The sequence below is a fragment of the Enterococcus sp. LJL90 genome (assembly GCF_056924355.1).
On record NZ_JBXPBQ010000008.1, the window covers coordinates 21,344 to 39,239 of the forward strand.

The 17,896-nt window shown below is 40.9% G+C and carries 17 protein-coding genes and 1 tRNA gene; 8 read left to right on the forward strand and 10 right to left on the reverse strand.

Annotated features, from left to right (window positions below; translation table 11 throughout):
• Window positions 1-15 precede the first annotated feature (15 nt).
• Both AC1Z3S_RS15410 and AC1Z3S_RS15415 read left to right on the forward strand, forming a co-directional pair.
• Window positions 16-1,365: a MurT ligase domain-containing protein gene (locus tag AC1Z3S_RS15410; RefSeq protein ID WP_461741098.1), complete on the forward strand. Its 1,350-nt coding sequence runs from the start codon at window positions 16-18 to the stop codon at window positions 1,363-1,365.
• Window positions 1,358-2,068: a type 1 glutamine amidotransferase gene (locus AC1Z3S_RS15415; RefSeq protein ID WP_461741099.1), complete on the forward strand. Its 711-nt coding sequence runs from the start codon at window positions 1,358-1,360 to the stop codon at window positions 2,066-2,068. Before AC1Z3S_RS15410 ends, AC1Z3S_RS15415 begins: the two co-directional genes overlap by 8 nt.
• A gap of 83 nt (window positions 2,069-2,151) precedes the next feature.
• Here the strand turns inward: AC1Z3S_RS15415 and manA are convergent, their stop codons facing one another.
• Complete coding sequence (gene manA / locus AC1Z3S_RS15420; RefSeq protein WP_461741100.1) at window positions 2,152-3,102, reverse strand: mannose-6-phosphate isomerase, class I; 951 nt, start codon at window positions 3,100-3,102, stop codon at window positions 2,152-2,154.
• Between the two features lie 82 nt (window positions 3,103-3,184).
• Entirely contained in the window at window positions 3,185-4,213 is a 1,029-nt protein-coding gene (locus tag AC1Z3S_RS15425) for a serine hydrolase domain-containing protein (RefSeq protein WP_461741101.1), read from the reverse strand.
• A 186-nt stretch (window positions 4,214-4,399) separates the two neighbouring features.
• On the opposite strand from AC1Z3S_RS15425, the gene AC1Z3S_RS15430 reads away from it, so the two are divergent.
• The 6 genes from AC1Z3S_RS15430 (at window position 4,400) to AC1Z3S_RS15455 (ending at window position 8,685) form a co-directional block, all read left to right on the forward strand.
• A tRNA-Thr gene (locus tag AC1Z3S_RS15430) sits at window positions 4,400-4,472 on the forward strand.
• Window positions 4,473-4,699: 227 nt separating this feature from the next.
• Window positions 4,700-5,236 (forward strand): GNAT family N-acetyltransferase, encoded by a 537-nt coding sequence (locus AC1Z3S_RS15435; protein WP_461741102.1) that lies wholly within the window; start codon window positions 4,700-4,702, stop codon window positions 5,234-5,236.
• 134 nt (window positions 5,237-5,370) lie between these two features.
• Window positions 5,371-6,030, forward strand: a complete 660-nt coding sequence (locus tag AC1Z3S_RS15440; RefSeq protein ID WP_461741103.1) for a response regulator transcription factor — start codon at window positions 5,371-5,373, stop codon at window positions 6,028-6,030.
• An 88-nt stretch (window positions 6,031-6,118) separates the two neighbouring features.
• On the forward strand, window positions 6,119-7,021 hold the full coding sequence (locus AC1Z3S_RS15445) for an ABC transporter ATP-binding protein (RefSeq protein WP_461741104.1): 903 nt from the start codon (window positions 6,119-6,121) through the stop codon (window positions 7,019-7,021).
• A complete protein-coding gene (locus AC1Z3S_RS15450) occupies window positions 7,021-7,764 on the forward strand; it encodes a hypothetical protein (RefSeq protein ID WP_461741105.1) in 744 nt (247 codons plus the stop codon). The genes AC1Z3S_RS15445 and AC1Z3S_RS15450 overlap by 1 nt, the downstream gene beginning before the upstream one ends.
• 21 nt (window positions 7,765-7,785) lie before the next feature.
• A complete protein-coding gene (locus AC1Z3S_RS15455; protein ID WP_461741106.1) occupies window positions 7,786-8,685 on the forward strand; it encodes a sensor histidine kinase in 900 nt (299 codons plus the stop codon).
• Between the two features lie 199 nt (window positions 8,686-8,884).
• Here AC1Z3S_RS15455 and AC1Z3S_RS15460 read toward each other — a convergent pair whose 3' ends face one another.
• The 8 genes from AC1Z3S_RS15460 to AC1Z3S_RS15495 all read right to left on the reverse strand — a co-directional run bounded on the left by AC1Z3S_RS15460 (window position 8,885) and on the right by AC1Z3S_RS15495 (window position 17,743).
• Entirely contained in the window at window positions 8,885-10,486 is a 1,602-nt protein-coding gene (locus tag AC1Z3S_RS15460) for a CTP synthase (RefSeq protein ID WP_461741107.1), read from the reverse strand.
• Between the two features lie 214 nt (window positions 10,487-10,700).
• Window positions 10,701-11,813, reverse strand: coding sequence for an alanine dehydrogenase (gene ald, locus AC1Z3S_RS15465; RefSeq protein WP_461741108.1), 1,113 nt, complete (start codon window positions 11,811-11,813; stop codon window positions 10,701-10,703).
• A gap of 264 nt (window positions 11,814-12,077) precedes the next feature.
• On the reverse strand, window positions 12,078-13,418 hold the full coding sequence (gene glnA, locus AC1Z3S_RS15470) for a type I glutamate--ammonia ligase (RefSeq protein WP_461736470.1): 1,341 nt from the start codon (window positions 13,416-13,418) through the stop codon (window positions 12,078-12,080).
• Between the two features lie 47 nt (window positions 13,419-13,465).
• Window positions 13,466-13,846: a MerR family transcriptional regulator gene (locus tag AC1Z3S_RS15475; protein ID WP_265458574.1), complete on the reverse strand. Its 381-nt coding sequence runs from the start codon at window positions 13,844-13,846 to the stop codon at window positions 13,466-13,468.
• A gap of 228 nt (window positions 13,847-14,074) precedes the next feature.
• A complete protein-coding gene (gene hflX, locus AC1Z3S_RS15480) occupies window positions 14,075-15,313 on the reverse strand; it encodes a GTPase HflX (protein WP_265458572.1) in 1,239 nt (412 codons plus the stop codon).
• Between the two features lies 1 nt (window position 15,314).
• Window positions 15,315-16,250: a tRNA (adenosine(37)-N6)-dimethylallyltransferase MiaA gene (miaA, locus tag AC1Z3S_RS15485; RefSeq protein WP_461741109.1), complete on the reverse strand. Its 936-nt coding sequence runs from the start codon at window positions 16,248-16,250 to the stop codon at window positions 15,315-15,317.
• Window positions 16,243-17,025: a glycerophosphodiester phosphodiesterase family protein gene (locus tag AC1Z3S_RS15490; protein WP_461741110.1), complete on the reverse strand. Its 783-nt coding sequence runs from the start codon at window positions 17,023-17,025 to the stop codon at window positions 16,243-16,245. Before AC1Z3S_RS15490 ends, miaA begins: the two co-directional genes overlap by 8 nt.
• 196 nt (window positions 17,026-17,221) lie before the next feature.
• On the reverse strand, window positions 17,222-17,743 hold the full coding sequence (locus AC1Z3S_RS15495) for a hypothetical protein (protein ID WP_265458762.1): 522 nt from the start codon (window positions 17,741-17,743) through the stop codon (window positions 17,222-17,224).
• Between the last annotated feature and the right edge of the window lie 153 nt (window positions 17,744-17,896).

A 17,896-nucleotide genomic window follows, 5' to 3' on the forward strand; every position in this document is an offset into this window, starting at 1 on the left:
GATGGAGGGAACACTATGAGTTTACGCAGTCAGCTGGCAATCGCTGCTGGAAAGTCCTCGCAATGGGTTTTAAAAACTTTTTTCAAGGGCGGGTCCAGCTTTCCGGGAAAATTAGCTTTGACGATTGACCCTGATGTTTTGAATAGTTTATCAAAGGATTATCAAGTTGTGGTAATCACCGGCACCAATGGTAAAACTTTAACCACTGCCTTGACTGTAAATATTTTGAAGCAGCAATTTCCTGAGGTTTTAACCAATCCTACCGGCGCCAACATGGCCCAAGGAATTGTCTCCACCTTCTTAAATGCAAAAAAGCAAAAGGGTGAAAAATTCGCCGTTTTAGAAATCGACGAAGCCAGCCTAGCAAAAGTCACTGAATACATTAAGCCAGAGCTCTTTGTCTTCACCAATATTTTCAGAGACCAGATGGACCGCTACGGCGAAATCTATACGACTTATCGCTTAATTGTAGAAGGGGCGGCAAAATCACCGACAGCGCCGATTTTAGCAAACGGCGACTCGCCAATTTTTAATTCAGTGGCAACTGTTAATCCCCGAAAATATTATGGCTTTAATCACGAGCCTGATCAAGAACAGATGGCCCACTACAATACCGACGGCGTTTTGTGTCCTACCTGCCATCACATTTTGCATTATAAAATGATTACCTACGCTAATCTCGGCAAATATTATTGTCCAAACTGCGGCTTCCATCGCCCTGAGCTGGATTATCAATTAACAAAAATGACAGCGATGGATAATGTTTCGGCTGATTTTGTGATTGACGATGAACAATATGGCATTGAAGTTGGCGGCCTTTATAACGTCTACAACGCGCTTGCCGCAACAGCTGTGGCCGAGTATTATAATGTGGCCCCGGAAAAAATCCGTCAAGGTTTAGGCTATGATGAAAAAGTTTTTGGCCGCCAAGAGGAATTTACGATTGAAGGCAAACACTGCACATTGGTCTTAGTTAAAAATCCAGTCGGCTTAAACCAAGTAATCGACATGATTAATTTAGCACCCTATGATTTCTCCCTCGTCTCTTTATTGAATGCCAATTATGCAGACGGGATTGATGTCAGCTGGATTTGGGACGGCGATTACGAGACGCTGGCCAAGCGTAATATTCCTGAAATTATCGCAGGCGGCGACCGCCATCGTGATATGGCGCTCCGCTTAAAAGTTGCCGGGCTGCCAGAAGAAAAAATTAAGGAAGAGGAATCCTTAAGCCAAGTTATTGAAGATATTAAACAATTACCAACTGAAAATGTTTATATTTTAGCGACCTACACCGCTGTTTTACAGCTGCGCAAAGAGCTAGCTCAAAAAGGTTATATAAAAGGAGGAATGGACCGTGGCTGATTATCAATTAAACCTCGCCCATCTCTATGGAAATTTACTTAATACTTACGGCGACAATGGCAATCTCTTGATGCTGCAATACTATGCTAAAAAAATGGGCGTCACCTTGAACACTGAAATTGTCAGTATCCACCAAGAGTTTGATCCGGAAAAATACGACATCGTTTTTTTCGGTGGCGGTCAAGACTTCGAACAATCGATTGTGTCTAATGACATTCAAGAAAAAAAAGAAGATATCATCCGCTATATTGAAAATAATCGGGTGATGCTGGCAATCTGTGGCGGCTATCAATTATTAGGCCATTATTACACCGGGGCTAATGGCGAAAAAATCCCCGGCATCAGCGCCCTCGACCATTACACCTTGAGCCAAGACAACAATCGTTTTATCGGTGATATTGTGATTCACAACGAAGAATTTAACGAAACCTATTACGGCTTTGAAAATCATAACGGCCGTACCTTCTTAGGTGAAGGCGAGCGTCCTTTGGGTAATGTTGTCAAAGGCAAAGGCAATAATGGCGAGGACCAATCTGAAGGCGTGATTTATAAAAATGTTTATGGCTCTTATTTCCACGGACCGATTTTATCCCGCAATGAAAAATTAGCCATCCGCCTTATTAAAACAGCTTTAAAAAATAAATACGGCGAGCCGCTTGATTTACCAAAAGAATTTCAAGAGGAAGCAGCCACTAGCAATTAGTAAAAAGCAGCACTAGGCAAGGAACTTTCCAACTTGGAAAGCACCGAGGCCAGTGCTGCTTTTTTATTCATTCTGAAACTAAATTATTTTTTCCCAGGTTCAGAAGCAATCACAATCATTGCCCCTTCGACTTTCCACTCGTCGATACCATTAGGAATAATACAGCTGCTGCCAGCTGTCAACGGATATTCTTGACCGTCAATCACCAATTGACCGGCGCCGTCTGTCACAGTCATCAGCGTATACGGTGCATGGGCCTTAACGGTAAGGCTGCCGGCCACCTGCCATTCATAGACATTGAAAAAGGCTGATTCAATATACGTGATGATTGAAGATTGTCCTTGCCGCACTTCCTTGACATTTAAAATCGGCGTGTCACCAGGAATCGTCGTCACATCGATTGATTGTTGGATGTGCAGCTCCCGCGGATTGCCTTGATCATCTTTGCGATCATAATCATAGACCCGATAAGTGGTATCTGAGCTTTGCTGCGTCTCTAAAATTAAAATTCCTTCGTTAATCGCATGAATTGTCCCACTAGGCACATAAAAGAAATCGCCTTTTTTTACCGGCACTCGCTTCAATAAATCATCCCAACGGCCTTCATGAATCATCTCAGCCAATTCTTCCCGCGTCTTCGCGTGGTGTCCGTAAATAATTTCCGAACCGGGCTCCGCATCGATAATATACCAGCACTCTGTTTTTCCAAGTTCCCCTTCATGGGTCATTCCATAGGCATCATCTGGGTGAACCTGCACCGATAAATCATCCTCCGCATCCAAAATTTTGGTTAACAAAGGAAACACCGGCTCACTTGAATGGCCAAATAATTCTTGATGTTCTTTCCATAAATCATCTAAGCGCTGACCTTTGAACTTGCCATTTTCAACAGTAGACACGCCGTGAGGATGGGCACTGATTGCCCAATCTTCGCCAATTTTTTCATTGGGTAAATCAAAGCCAAACACCGTATGCAGACGATTGCCGCCCCAAATTTTTTCTTGAAAGACTGGTTTTAAAAATAATGGTTCCATGACTGACTCCTCTTTCTTCATTGTGTAATAAAAAAACATCTAAATCGCTTTACTTTCCTCGAAAATTATACCACAGCTTTTCTTAAAACGGTTTATTTTCCTGTAGCTCAGCTAAATAAACTGTCAACAACTGATTGCGTTTTTCAATGTATTGATTTCGCTGATCAAGGGGATGCACTCGATTTGATAAAAAAATGAAACTAGTGCCGGCAAGTAAGTCCATCAAGATAAATGTTCCCGTATAACCTGTGTGAAATAACATTGGTTTTCCCTCAGTACCTGGATAATGAATATCCCAGCCTAATGAACGGTTGCCATTTTCTAAAGGTGTCTGATCTTGCAACAGTCCAGTAATCGTAGACTTTTTTAAAAATTGCCCCGATTCCGTTTCACCAAAATTTAAATACATCTCCACAAACTTGCTGACATCACCTAATATTGTAAAAAGGCCGGCATTACCAGCATGTTCTGCTAAAACTCGCGCCTTCGGGTCATGGGTCACACCTTTTAAAATACCTAACTGTGGATGATTTTCTGTCGGTGCTACAAGACTGACATCAGTAAGTAAAAAGCCGCTATCTGCCATTTTCAATGGTCGTAAAACTTCTTCTTCAAAAATCGTCACGACCGGTTTTTGAAAAATTTTTTCCAACATAAAACCTAATAAAATAGTGCCTGCATCCGTGTACTGCATTTTTTTCCCTAAATCAGCTCCAGGCTGTAATTGGTAATAAGCTTGACGCAATTCTAGAGCCGTCAACTTATCCCGCTGAGGAATATATGTCTGAATATCTGACGTGTGGGTCAGAAGATGCCGCAAAGTAATGCTATCATTTTCAAATTCTGGAAGATATTCTTTCAATGGCGCATCTATCTGCAATTTTCCCTTTTCTAGCAACTGTAAAACAACAGTTGTCGTGCAAATAACTTTTGTTAAAGAAGCGACATCAAAAATTGTCGTAAGCTCCATACTTTCTTTACTTGGTAATAGCTGACGCCAGCCAAGGGACTGGTTCTCAACGGCCTCTGGGGTTCTAAATTGATAAACGGCTCCCGGGAAAATTTCTTCTGCTATATATTTTTGAATCAATGTCTGAGTTTTCGGATACATCGCTTCACATCCTTTTTTTAATCTTAACAAAGCACTTCGATAAGATAAATCCAAAATAAGTTTAACAAAGAAAACTTAAACTACCCCAAACTTTTAGAAAAAAATTGTTTCTCAAAAATATTTTTTCTAAAAGCATTGACAACAATCGCCTTCTTGGTTATCCTATATCTTGTGTTCAATCACTACGCCGCTTTAGCTCAGCTGGTAGAGCGCATCCATGGTAAGGATGAGGTCAACGGTTCAAGCCCGTTAAGTGGCTCTTTCAAGACAACGTTTAAATAGCGTTGTCTTTTTTGTTTGCTCCGGTTAAACTATAAGATAATTCAAAAACAGTCACCTCTACAATGCAGTTCATTTTTTCTCATAAAAAGACTAAACAAAAATGATAATAATTTTGTTAAAAGCACCTTATTAAAGTAAAAGACCAAAACACAATAAAAGCTGCTCACCAGACAAATACTATATCATTATCCCAGGAGGTCCTCCATGACAATAACCTATCAACTTATCCCGCCAACAATTTCTTTAGAAAAAGAAATTCTAGCATATAAAAATGAATTCCCAGCTTCTGCTGAAGGCATCGCTGGTACTTCTTATCTGTCCTTTGCCACTAGCATTTCTGATTGGCTGGCAGATTTAAAAAAATTCGAAAGCAGAGAAACTATTCCAGACAATTTAGTACCGGGATTTGAATATCTTTTAGTTGCCGAGCATTCAACAAAGATTTTAGGTATGTTAAATCTGCGGACGGAATTAAACGATACTTTGGAAAAATTCGGTGGTCATATTGGTTACTCGATTGCGCCTTCTGAAAGAAGACAAGGTCTGGGGAAAGAAATTCTGCGTTTAGGTTTAGAAAAAGCCCGTGAATTGAACCTAGAAAAAGTTTTACTGGTTTGTAATGAAACAAATCCGCCATCTCAAAAAATTATTGAAGCAAATGGTGGCCAATTTGAAGATTCCCTTTTTGATTCAGAAGATAATCAACGGGTATTCAGATACTGGATTTCATTAGAGAATTAAGCCCTTGCTGTGATGCAGGGCTTTTTTCTATCCGCAACTGCCCCTCAATAACCGCAGCTTTATCCAAGCTGGCTATTCCCCTTTCAACCTTCTTCTCTTATACTTAACTCAATAGTCTTAAAACGGAGGCCCTCATGAAAAAAATTTTACTTGTGGAAGACGACAATGGCATCAATAAATTGTTAACCATTTTATTAAAGGATACTTATCAAGTGGTAAGTGCTTTTTCCGGCACTGAAGGTTTGTTACAACTTAATCAGCAGAGGTTTGATTTGGTTTTACTTGATTTGATGCTACCGGGGCTCAGCGGTGAGGAATTATTGGAACAACTGCCGCCGCAACAGCCGGTCATCATTATTTCGGCAAAAAAAGATGTCAGTGATAAAGTGAAACTACTTAAACTAGGCGCAGATGATTATATTACGAAGCCCTTTGACCAAGCAGAGGTTTTAGCTCGGATTGAAGTGCAGTTGCGAAAAAGCCAGCCTGTCAGTCAAAATAATCAATTGACTTGGCGGCAGCTGACACTTTTTAAAGAAAAGCATCAGGCGTTTATTGAAGAGCAGCTGTTGCAATTAACCAATGCCGAATTTGATATTTTGGCTTTATTGATGGCTCACCCTGAGGAAGTCTTTTCAAAGGGAAAAATTTACGAGGCTATCTGGCAGGGAACCTATTACGGCGATGACAACACCATCAGCGTTCACGTCTCTAATTTAAGAAAAAAAATTGCTCAAGTGACCTCTGAAGAATACCTTAAAACCATTTGGGGAATTGGTTTTATGCTTGTCTGATTGGCTTTATGATTTCTTTATGATTTGCTTAAATTATATTAAAAGGACATCCCTTATAGTAAATGTATCAAGTAAAGGGAGTGAAAAAATGAAGATTATTCAGACGCAACATCTCAGCAAAATTTACAAAAACGGTTCGGGGATTACCGATATTAACTTCACTTTAGAACAAGGAGAAATCTGTGGCCTAATCGGCAAAAATGGTGCCGGTAAATCCACCTTGTTTAAATGTTTAGCGGGGCGCACAGCAGCGACTGAGGGGAGCTTTCAATTATTTGAGAGTAGCAACCTGACCGGTAAACGCCATAAAATGAGTTTTCTAATTGAAACTCCGGCCTTTTTCGATGATTTTACAGCCACCCAAAATCTTGAATATTTTCGCCGGCAGCGGGGCATCACCAATCAAAATCGCGTAGCCGAAGTGATTGAAATTGTCGGGCTTAGCGATGCCCGTAAGAAAATTTTTGCAGAATATTCTCTAGGGATGCAACAGCGCCTAGGAATTGCCTTAGCCCTTTTAGCCAATCCTGATTGTCTTGTGTTGGATGAACCAATTAACGGCTTGGATGCCCAAGGTATTAATGACTTTCGCCGTTTGTTAAAACGGCTGAATCAAGAACAACAGATTACGATTTTAATTTCCAGTCACATTTTGGCGGAGTTAGAGTTGTTAGCCAATCGTTTTGTCTTTTTGCATCAAGGAAAACTGGTGGAGGATTTATCCCAAGCCGACTTGCTGGCAAAAACCCGCAAATCTTTACAGCTTCAGGTGGATAATCCTAGCCAAGCGGTCCAAATTTTAGAACGCAGTTATTCTGATATTCGCTACCAAGTGTTGCCGGATAATTGGCTGATTTTAGAAAATCATTTGGAAGAAAGCGGCACAATCAACCGTTTATTGAGCCAAGGAAACATCACAGTCGAGGAAATGCATAAAAGCGGCGGCTCTTTAGAGGATTATTTTTTGGATTTAGTGGAGGAGGAAAAATGATGAATTATTTAACTAGCGATATCTACCGACTTTTGAGAACCCGTAATTTTTATGTGGTCAGCGGCATTTGTCTTGGATTAATTGCCGCAGCTGGCTTGACCGTTTCCTTTTTTGCAAACAGCGATCCGAACTTTCCGTATGGAACCAATGCTTTTCTCTATTCCAATGTGTTAGGCTTGAGCGGCTTGGTGATTATTGTCAGCTATCTATTCGCTTTGATGCTGACCAGCCACAACCACGAAATTATCGGCCAATCAATTTCTTTTGGTACGCAGCGGAAAATCATCTTTTGGAGCAAATGGTTGTTAGCTTTAGCTGCCTTTTCGGTCCTCTGTATCCTAGCAAGCTTGCTACTTATTGGCTTGGGAAGCAGTCTTCTTGAAGTTCAACCACAGGCAAACTCACAGTTTCTGATTGCGCTGCTTAACACAGCGCCGCTTATTTTAGCTGCTTTTTCCTTTAGCTACGTGCTGAGTTTATTAGCAGTCAGCGATGTTGCCAACTTTATCTTAACCTTGGTAGCTTTTGGCGGATTAGGCTCACTATTAGAACGGCTGTTGTCCTTCAATAGTTCTCTGCAAGAAATTGCCGGCTATTTTCCCGACCGCTTAATCGCAGAAATTCTCGATGATTATTTAAACGGTAGCGGCCAATTCAATCCAACTTGCTGGTTGGTGGGCATTGCTTTAACCGTTATCACATTAGCAGTAGGCGCTTATAAATTTAAGCGAGTGGATATTTAGTTATAAAAAAGGACGTGACTTATGAAGCTAGCACTGGGCATTGCTATTTTATTAATTCTTTTTCTCCTCAGCCAAAATCTGTTAAGGCGCCGCAATATTCGCCGATTAAATCAGCAGCTAAGTGAAATTCTAGAAAATTTCGGCACCAATGAATTATTGCGAACCAGTTTACCTGATGCGGCGATGAATCGCTTTTCTGAGCAGGTCAATTTATTGATTCAGCGCTACAAACTAGAGCAGCAAAGGATGCAGAAAAATAATGATGCCCTGCGCCAAGAGGTCACCAACCTTTCCCATGATTTGCGCACACCACTGACTTCAATTAAGGGCTTTACTGAGCTATTGCAACGGGACTTATCTTCAACTGAGCGGCAAGAATATACTGAGTTAGTCCTGCAAAAAGTGATCAGCCTCAATGAAATGATTGAACAGTTTTATGACTTGGCAAAAATTGAATCTGCGGATATTCAGCTGCATTATCAGGAAATTTCGTTGCCGCAGTTGCTGGCGGAAGCCGTCATGCCCTTTCAACAGGATTTTGAGAAAAGAGGGCTGACAATTACTTTAGAGGAAACGAATCTAAATCAAAAATTATTGGTAGACCCCCTCTATACCAAAAGAATTATTACAAATATTTTGCAAAACTGTTTGCGTTATAGCCGCTCCTTTGTCAAAATCAGCGGCACGTTAGAGGAGCCAAGGCAATTTAGTTTAACTTTTAAAAATGATACCGATTTTCCCGTACTCGACAGTCAAAAAATTTTCCAACGGTCCTATTCGGCTGACACCAGCCGCAGTCAAGGGCAAACTGGCTTAGGTCTCTATATTGCCCGACAGTTAATGGAGCTGCAGGGAGGGAAAATAGCTGCCGATTATCAGCAAGAAATTTTTAAAATCAGCCTGACCTTTGCCAAAAACTAAAAAGCACTTATCAGACCTTCACCGATTGTGTAGTGACCAAAATAATTAGATTTTTAATCTAACTTTTGAGGGCGGCACATTACACCGAAGTCTGATAAGTGCTTTTTGCATCTCAAAAAAATGCCAGCGGACAGAACCTCTGGTCAATCAGCAAAAAGCGGATTGACCAAGGACTCCCATCTACTGGCAATCAGTCTACTTATTGGTTTTCAATCGCTGCTCCGACAAACGCTTTGATTAGTTTTTGCGGGCGATTTGGTCGAGAAATTAATTCTGGGTGGAATTGGCAACCCACAAAGAATTTTTTATCCGTAAGTTCGACAATTTCAACTAAACGATTGTCCGGTGAAACGCCTGAGAAGGTCATACCGTTATCTTCAAAGATTTGACGGTAGCCGTTGTTAAATTCATAACGATGGCGATGACGTTCCTGTACAACCTCTTCATTGTCATAAGCGGCAGCTGTTTTGGTATTCTTTTTGACTTTACATGGATATAATCCAAGGCGTAAAGTCCCCCCAAGATTTTCGATGTTTTCTTGGTCAGCCATTAAGTCAATAATGTTGTTGCTGGTATCAGGATTAGTTTCTGTTGAAGCAGCATCAGTTAGACCTAAAACATTGCGGCCAAATTCGACACAGGCCATTTGCATTCCTAAACAAATACCTAAGAATGGAATATCATTTTCCCGTGCATAGCGAATGGCTTCGATTTTTCCTTCAACACCCCGGTCACCAAAGCCACCAGGCACTAAAATTCCATCAGCATCCTTCAATGTTTCTGCAACATTTTCAGCGTTAATATCTTGGGCTTTAATCCATTGCAAATCAATGTCTGCATCATACGCAAAGCCAGAATGTTTCAAGGCTTCCACAACAGAAAGATAGGCATCTGGTAATTCAACATATTTTCCGACCAAAGCAATTTTGACCGTTTTCTTCAAGTTTAGCACACGTTTTTCCAGTTCCCGCCATTCAGTCATGTCGGCCTGCGGTGCATCAATTTTCAGATGGTCACAGACAATCTGATCCATATTTTGCGCTTGTAAAGCTAATGGAATTGAATACAAAGTTTCCACATCACGGGATTCAACTACAGCTTCTGGTGCCACATCACAAAATTGAGCTAATTTATTTTTGACATCTTGTGAAACTGGCTGTTCGGTCCGCACAACTAAAATATTCGGTTGAATTCCTAAGCCCCGCAGTTCCTTGACACTGTGTTGCGTTGGTTTAGTTTTCATTTCACCGGCAGCTTTTAAATAAGGAATCAAGGTCGTGTGGATGTACATAACATTATCTGAACCGACATCGGCCTTCATTTGACGCAGTGCTTCTAAAAATGGCAGCGATTCAATATCGCCGACAGTCCCGCCGACTTCAGTGATAATCACGTCCGAATCAGTCATCTTAGCAGCCCGCATGATTTTTTCTTTAATTTCATTGGTGATATGGGGAATGACTTGGACAGTTGCGCCTAAGTATTCTCCTTTGCGTTCTTTACGCAGGACTTCTGAGTAAATTTTCCCTGTGGTAACATTAGAATATTTGTTTAAATTAATATCAATAAACCGTTCATAGTGACCTAAATCTAGGTCCGTCTCCGCACCATCATCTGTTACAAAAACTTCTCCATGCTGATAAGGACTCATTGTCCCGGGATCGACATTGATATAAGGATCAAATTTTTGAATCGTCACCTTGAGCCCGCGATTTTTTAACAAGCGGCCGAGTGATGCTGCGACAATTCCTTTTCCGATTGATGAAACAACGCCGCCTGTAACAAAGATGTATTTGGTCATAAGTAGTAATGCTCCTCTTCTTTTCTTTGGTAGGAAAATTTATTAAAAATAGAAAAGCTCCCCATTCAAATGAACAGGGAGCGTGAATTCAAAATAAATCTTGACCTCTTTAAAGGTGCCCAAACAGTATAATACAAGGTTGGTTTTCGAAAGTCAAGCAGGGATTTAAACTGCTAATCTTTTGTTAAGAAATTTTCTATCAGGATTTGTCGAGTTAAAGCAAATCTGTCAGATTATATTTCGCTAAATTTAAATCATCGGCAATCGCTGCTACTGTCAATTTTCCTTGCCATAAATTAACTCCTTTTTGCAGAGCTAAATCGGCTTTTAATAATGTTTCCAAAGGCTGATTGGCTAAACGTAAAACGTAAGGCAAAGTTAGATTGCTAAGAGCATAGGTTGCCGTTTGGGGTACGGCACCCGGCATATTGGCCACTGCATAATGGACCACGCCTTCTTTTGTATAAGTCGGCTGATCGTGGGTTGTCACTTCACTACCGGTTTCAAAAATCCCCCCTTGATCAATTGCCACATCGACAATTACAGAAGCATTCTCCATGCCGGCCACCATTTCTTTAGAAACCAAGGTTGGCGCTTTATGATTAGGAATTAGCACCGCCCCAATCACTAAATCTGCCCGTTTTAAAGCCGAAGTCAAATTGGCTTGATTAGAGACTAAAGTCTGAATTCGCTGATTGAAATTATTTTCTAAAGCTTTTAGCCGTTTGATATTTACATCTAAAATCGTGACCTCAGCTCCGAGACCCAAAGCAATCTGAGCTGCATTTTCGCCGACAACGCCGCCGCCGATGATGACAACTCGGCCTTTTCTGACACCGGGAACACCAGCTAATAAAATTCCTTTACCGCCGTTAACTTTTTCTAAATAATAGGCGCCAATTTGCGCTGCCATTCTACCGGCAATCTCACTCATCGGTGTTAAAAGCGGCAAGGCCCCATCTGCTAATTCAACACTTTCATAGGCGATGGCTGTGACTTTCTTTTCAATCAAAGCATCTGTTAATTGCTGATTGGCCGCTAAATGCAAATAGGTGAACAGCAATAAATCTTCCCGGAAAAAAGCGTATTCGGCGGGAACAGGCTCCTTCACTTTGACGACCATCTCCGCTGACCAAGCCGTTTGACCATCAGGAACAATTTTACCTCCTGCTTTTTGATAGTCCTCATCGGTAATGCCAGAAGCCAATCCTGCATTGGTTTCGACTAATACCTCATGGCCTTGATGCACCAATTCATAGACTGCAGAAGGCGGCAGCGACACACGGTTTTCGTTGTTCTTAATTTCTTTAGGAATGCCAATAATCATTTTTCCTTCACCTCTTCATATCAGTTTTAAACGCAATAATTAAAGCGCTTATTATCTTTCTTCTATTATAATATATTTTTTATTTGTCAAAAGAAAAATGAGAACTTTGCTATCAGAAATTAGCAGATGATAACCTTTTTCTTTTTTTCCAGTATAGTAGGCTAAATTTATTTTTTATAATTAGACAGTTGACACAAGTTTGGCTTTTGATGACACAAAAAAACCGTTAGGAAATGATACCATCCCTAACGGTTAAACTGATGATTAATACAATTCTAAATATTGGTCAACTTCCCATTCAGAAACTGTTTGACGGAAGCTCGCCCATTCTAAACGTTTAGCTTCAATAAAGTTATTGGCAATGTGTTCACCTAAAGCATCTAAAACGATTTGGTCTTTACGTAAAGCTTTAACAGCGTTGTGTAAAGTTGAAGGCAGGTCAGAAATTTGTGCTGCCTCTCTTTCTTTTTCATCCATCACATAGATGTTACGGTCAACTGCTGGTGGCGGTGTTAATTCCCGTTTGATTCCGTCTAAACCAGATTGTAATAAGACTGCCAAGGCCATGTAAGGATTAGCAGATGGATCAACTGAACGCAATTCTAAACGAGTGGATAGACCACGAGATTCAGGTACCCGCACCAATGGAGAACGGTTGCGGCCAGACCAAGCAACATAAACTGGTGCTTCATAACCTGGTACTAAACGTTTGTATGAGTTAACAGTTGGGTTACATACTGCAGTGAAAGCCCGCGCATGTTCCAACAAGCCGCCTAAGAAATGGTAAGCAGTTTGGCTCAATTGCATTGGACCATTTTCATCGAAGAAGGCATTGCCATCCTTCGTAAATAAAGACATATTACAGTGCATACCTGATCCATTAATCCCGAATAATGGTTTTGGCATGAAGGTTGCGTGCAAGCCGTGTTTGCGAGCAATTGTTTTTACAACTAATTTGAAGGTTTGGATATTATCACATGCTTCTACTGCGTCAGCATATTTAAAATCAATTTCGTGTTGTCCTGGAGCAACTTCGTGGTGAGAAGCTTCCATTTCAAAGCCAAGGCTTTCTAATTCTAAAACGATATCGCGACGGCAATTTTCTCCTAAGTCAGTTGGTGCAAAGTCAAAGTAGCCACCTTTATCATTTAGGTCCATCGTAATTTCGCCGTCTTTATCTAACTTGAATAAGAAAAATTCTGGTTCAGGTCCTAAGTTGAAGGAAGTGAAACCTAACTCATGCATGTCAGTTAAAGCCCGTTTTAAATTGCCTCGAGGATCACCAGCAAATGGAGTGCCATCTGGATTGTAAATGTCACAGATTAAGCGCGCAACTTTTCCATGATCGCTTTCCCAAGGGAAGATCATCCAAGTGCTTAAATCTGGGAATAAATACATGTCGCTTTCTTCAATCCGCACAAAGCCTTCAATTGAAGACCCATCAAACATCATTTTATTTTCTAAAACTTTATCTAATTGGCTGACGGGAACTTCCACGTTTTTAATTGTTCCCATAATGTCAGTGAACATCAGGCGCAAGAAGCGCACGTTTTCTTCTTCAACAATTCGTTTAATGTCGGCTGCAGTATAATCTTTTTTTGGCATAATATCCCTTCCTTGTACTTCATTTTTTTTATTTCCACAAACGGGTCTTAAAATCTGGGACCTGTTTGAAATGGACTTTGTTGATGCATGTTCCCTTGAGCCAGCATTTCATCATGTAAAATTCTTCTGACGTCATTGTCAGTCAAATGACGCTTAGCTTCTTTGGCTTTCTTTTCTTCGGCGATCTTCATCTCATACACTCGTTTAATGCCGGCCATGTTCAAGCCGTCAGAGAGATAATCTTTAATTTCTAACAACACGTCAATGTCATTTAAAGAATACAGCCGACGATTTCCTTCGCTCCGCTCGGGATGAATTAAATCTTGCTCCTCGTAATAACGAATCTGTCGTGCAGATAAGTCCGTGAGCTTCATCACTGTACCAATTGGAAAAACAGACATGGAGCGTCGGAGCTCTTTTTCTTGCATGGCGCTACCTCCCGACAATTTTCTCTTGCAACAGGTATATCTTTTTAAGCTGTTTTTAGAATACCAATTTCTTTTTTTACTGTCAACCCTTTTATGTGACATTTTCTAACATAAAGAAAAATAGTTTTCTGACATCGGATACATTCCCTATCTGAAAACTAATCAGAAAAAAATAAATAACCCTAAGAAAAAGAGTATTGGTCTTTTTCTTAAGGTTATCGCATTTTTTTAAAATTCTTCCTTCGGCAAGTCCCGTGGTAACCAACGGGAACCTTCTTGGGCAAAACCGCGTACGTTGTAAGTCGAATTAAACTCATCAAATTTTTCATCGACAACTAATGTCTGCCGCTTCAATTCACTTAATTCTTTACCGCTGGAACTAGGCAGGCTGATTTGATATGGCTGCAAAATCTCCATCATCTGCCGGCGGATTGCCTCTGTGACTGTCTCCCGGCCGGTGGAACTTTTCGCAGATATCAGCACGCTTGGAAATAAGCTGGGAATAAATTCATTGGGATTAATTTTGTCCGCTTTATTGTAGATGGTCAGCACGGGTTTGCCGGCCATTTTTAAATCCTCCATCAAAGACAAGACCGTACTTTCTTGCAAAAGGCGATCTTGTGAAGAGGCATCCACGACATGTAAAAGTAAATCAACCGTGGCACTTTCCTCTAAAGTAGAGTGGAAAGCATCGACTAATTGCGTTGGTAAATCTTGAATAAAGCCAACCGTATCAGTAATGGTCACTTCCATCCCTTGCGGCAGCTTCCATTTCTTTGTCAAAGGATCCAAAGTCGCAAACAATTGGTCTTTGGCGTAAGTTTCCGCACTGGTCAACAAATTCAACACGGTTGACTTGCCGGCATTCGTGTAGCCGATTAAACCAATTTGGAACACCTCATTTTGACGTTTTTGGCGACTGCGTTCCCGATGCGCCGCCACTTCTTTTAATTCTTTTTTGATGGCAGTAATTTTATTACGGATATGGCGTCGGTCTGTTTCTAATTTAGTTTCCCCGGGACCTCTCGTACCGATGCCGCCGCCTAATCGGGAAAGATTTTTTCCTTGTCCCACAAGTCGTGGCAATAAATAATTCAGCTGAGCCAATTCCACCTGTAGTTTACCCTCTTTTGAACGGGCCCGCAAGGCAAAAATATCTAAAATCAGCTGGACACGATCAATGACCGGCACGGCGATGACTTCGGCAATATTTTGGCTTTGGCGGGGACTTAATTCATGATTAAAAATAATTAAATCTGCTTCGTGGGCTTCCGCCAATTGCGCTAACTCGGCTAATTTTCCTTTGCCGATAATGCTTTGGGAATCAAACTTCGGCCGTTTTTGAATCAGCGTATAGACAATTTCGCCGTCAGCTGTTTTGGTCAAGCCTTTTAATTCCAGCATCGATTCTGTAAAATTGCGATTATTTTCTGGTGTCTCCACACCGACTAAGATAACTTTTTCCAACTTACCCTTGCCCTCCTTCAGTCAGCCATTTGGTAGTCAGCTCGATAATTTTCTCTAGAGCTGAAGAATCTTCTAATAAATCAAACCACTGAGCCTGGCTACGATTGCGAAACCAGGTTAATTGTCTTTTTGCGTAACGACGGGAATTTTGCTTCACTGCCGCCACGGCATCCGCCAAATTTTCTTCGCCTTTTAAATAGGCAAAAAATTCTTTGTAGCCAATGCCCTGTGCTGATTGATAGTCTGGATGCTGGCTCAACAGCTCGGCTTCTTTTAACAAGCCCTGCTCCAGCATTAAATCTACCCGCAGATTTATCCGCTCATAAAGCTGTTGTCTTTGAGTATCCAAGCCAATCATCAAATAATCATACAAGGCTTTTGGCTTTTCTTGGGCAAAAATACTTTTGCCAGTCAGTTCAAAGACTTCTAAAGCGCGGATAACCTTGCGGCGATTATTAAAATGAATTTTGGCAGCAGCGGCTTGATCCACTGCCGCTAATGATTCCCAGAGTCCTTGATTGCCAATTTTTTCGGCCAAGGCTTCGTATTTTTCACGAATCCGCTGACTGGCCACCTCAGCAGCTGTTGTCGGGGCGCCTAATTGAAAATCGTAGAGCAGCGCTTGAATATAAAGACCCGTACCGCCGACTACAATCGGCAGTTTGCCGCGTTTGGTAATCTCACTGATTTTTTGACGGGCCTTGAGTTGAAAATCGGCGACGGAATAATTTTCAGCCATCGAAATTTCATCAATCAAGTAATGGGGGATGCCCGCCATCTCCGCTTCCGTGACTTTGGCGGTGCCGATATCTAGCCCTTGATAAATTTGCAGGGAATCGCCACTGATAATTTCGCCGTCAAATCTTTGGGCCAGTTCAATACTGAGAGCCGTTTTGCCAACGGCGGTCGGCCCGACAATTACCAAAACTTTATCCATACATTTTTGCCTGTACCTCTCTAGCAAATCGGGGATTATCTGTAAAAATCCCCGCCACCTGATTGGCAAAGCATAATTTCAAATCTGCTTCTTCATTAACCGTCCAAAAACGCTGCGGCTTGGTAATGGTCACTTTTTCAGGTGTTTTTCGCTTTAGCCAATTTTTCTTTGGCGCTTCATTTGTAAAAAATTGCTGATGCTTTCTCAGCCAAACAATTTTCGGATGCATCGCCGTTAAAAAACTAGTTTCTTCTGTTAGCAGCACTTTATCTGTTTCATTGCGAAATATATAGGCATAATTCCCCGCCGGATAGAGCTGAGCCAGTTTTTCTAAAGTTGGCAGATAAAAACTAGAAAAAATGATAGGAAAATCCAAGCGATACTCCTGCAATAAATCTAACAGAATCGCCTCAATCCCCTGATAATGAATAATATCTGTTTTTAATTCTATATTTAAAGTCCCTTGGAAATTTTGACGAATTAATAACGCCAAGACTTCTTTAAAGGTGGGAATTTGCGTCGTCAACGGATTCTTTGCAAAATGTGCTCCCGCATTGAAGGTTTGCAATTGGGCAGCAGTATAATCTGCCACAAAACCTTGACCATTGGTGGTGCGTTCCAAAGTTTCATCGTGAATGACCACCAGCTGTTGATCTTTTGACAGCTGAACATCCAGCTCAAGACCGTCAGCAAATTCTAGCGCCGCTGAAAAAGCCGGCAAAGTATTTTCTGGATACTCACTGCTAAAGCCCCGGTGAGCAAAAATTTCAGTCATTTGGCAACCTCCAATCTGTTTTATTTTATCATTGAATGGTCCTTTAAAACAGTCTAATCCTTAAGTTTGTTTTCGCCGCTGATTTACCGACCTTTTGTTTAGTTGCAAACAAAAAAACACCGCCACTCTTACAAAAGTCAAAACAGTTGAAGACAAAGCTTTAACAACTTTCGTTAAGAAGGCAGGTGCTTTTTAATTATGAGACAAAATAACTCAGCGGCTGATTGGATAGCTGCTTTAAGTAGATTTTTTTCTCCTCCATGATTCTGACTAAATCATCGGAAAAAGTTTCCATCAAAGCCCGGCCGCCTTTATAGGTATAACCACCTAAGCGAACCGTTTCTTCTGGCGACAAAATCACCCGTCGATGGGAATTATTTTTAAAAAATTCCTCAACTAAATAGGTCGGCAAATAGAAATTATTTTGCGAGGTGAAGGTTTGCAGAAATACAAAATCATCAATCGTAATGTAATTATCATCAAAGGAATCAAAGCTGACATAATCCGAGCGAAAGAGATTGCGCTTTTGCAGGATTTCATTGACCTTTTGATTTAATAAATTCAAGGTTTCGATTTCTTTGACAGTGTATTCCAGCTCCCGGCTACGGCGTTCTTTGCCCTCGTCATATTTGATGCGTAAATTAAAGGCAAAAATGACTAAAATTGCCCCAACTAAAATTCCAAAAAAACCGGCGATTGCTGCAATTAAAATCGTCATGTTTAAATTATCCACTGATTATTCCTCCTGCGTTTTTGAAGACTTGCTGCAGTTTTTATGATAGCATATTCCTGTTCTAAAAAGTATCCAGAAACGGGTTTTATCATTTGACCTTTATTGACCTTTTGGGTATACTAGCATTTAGATACTCGT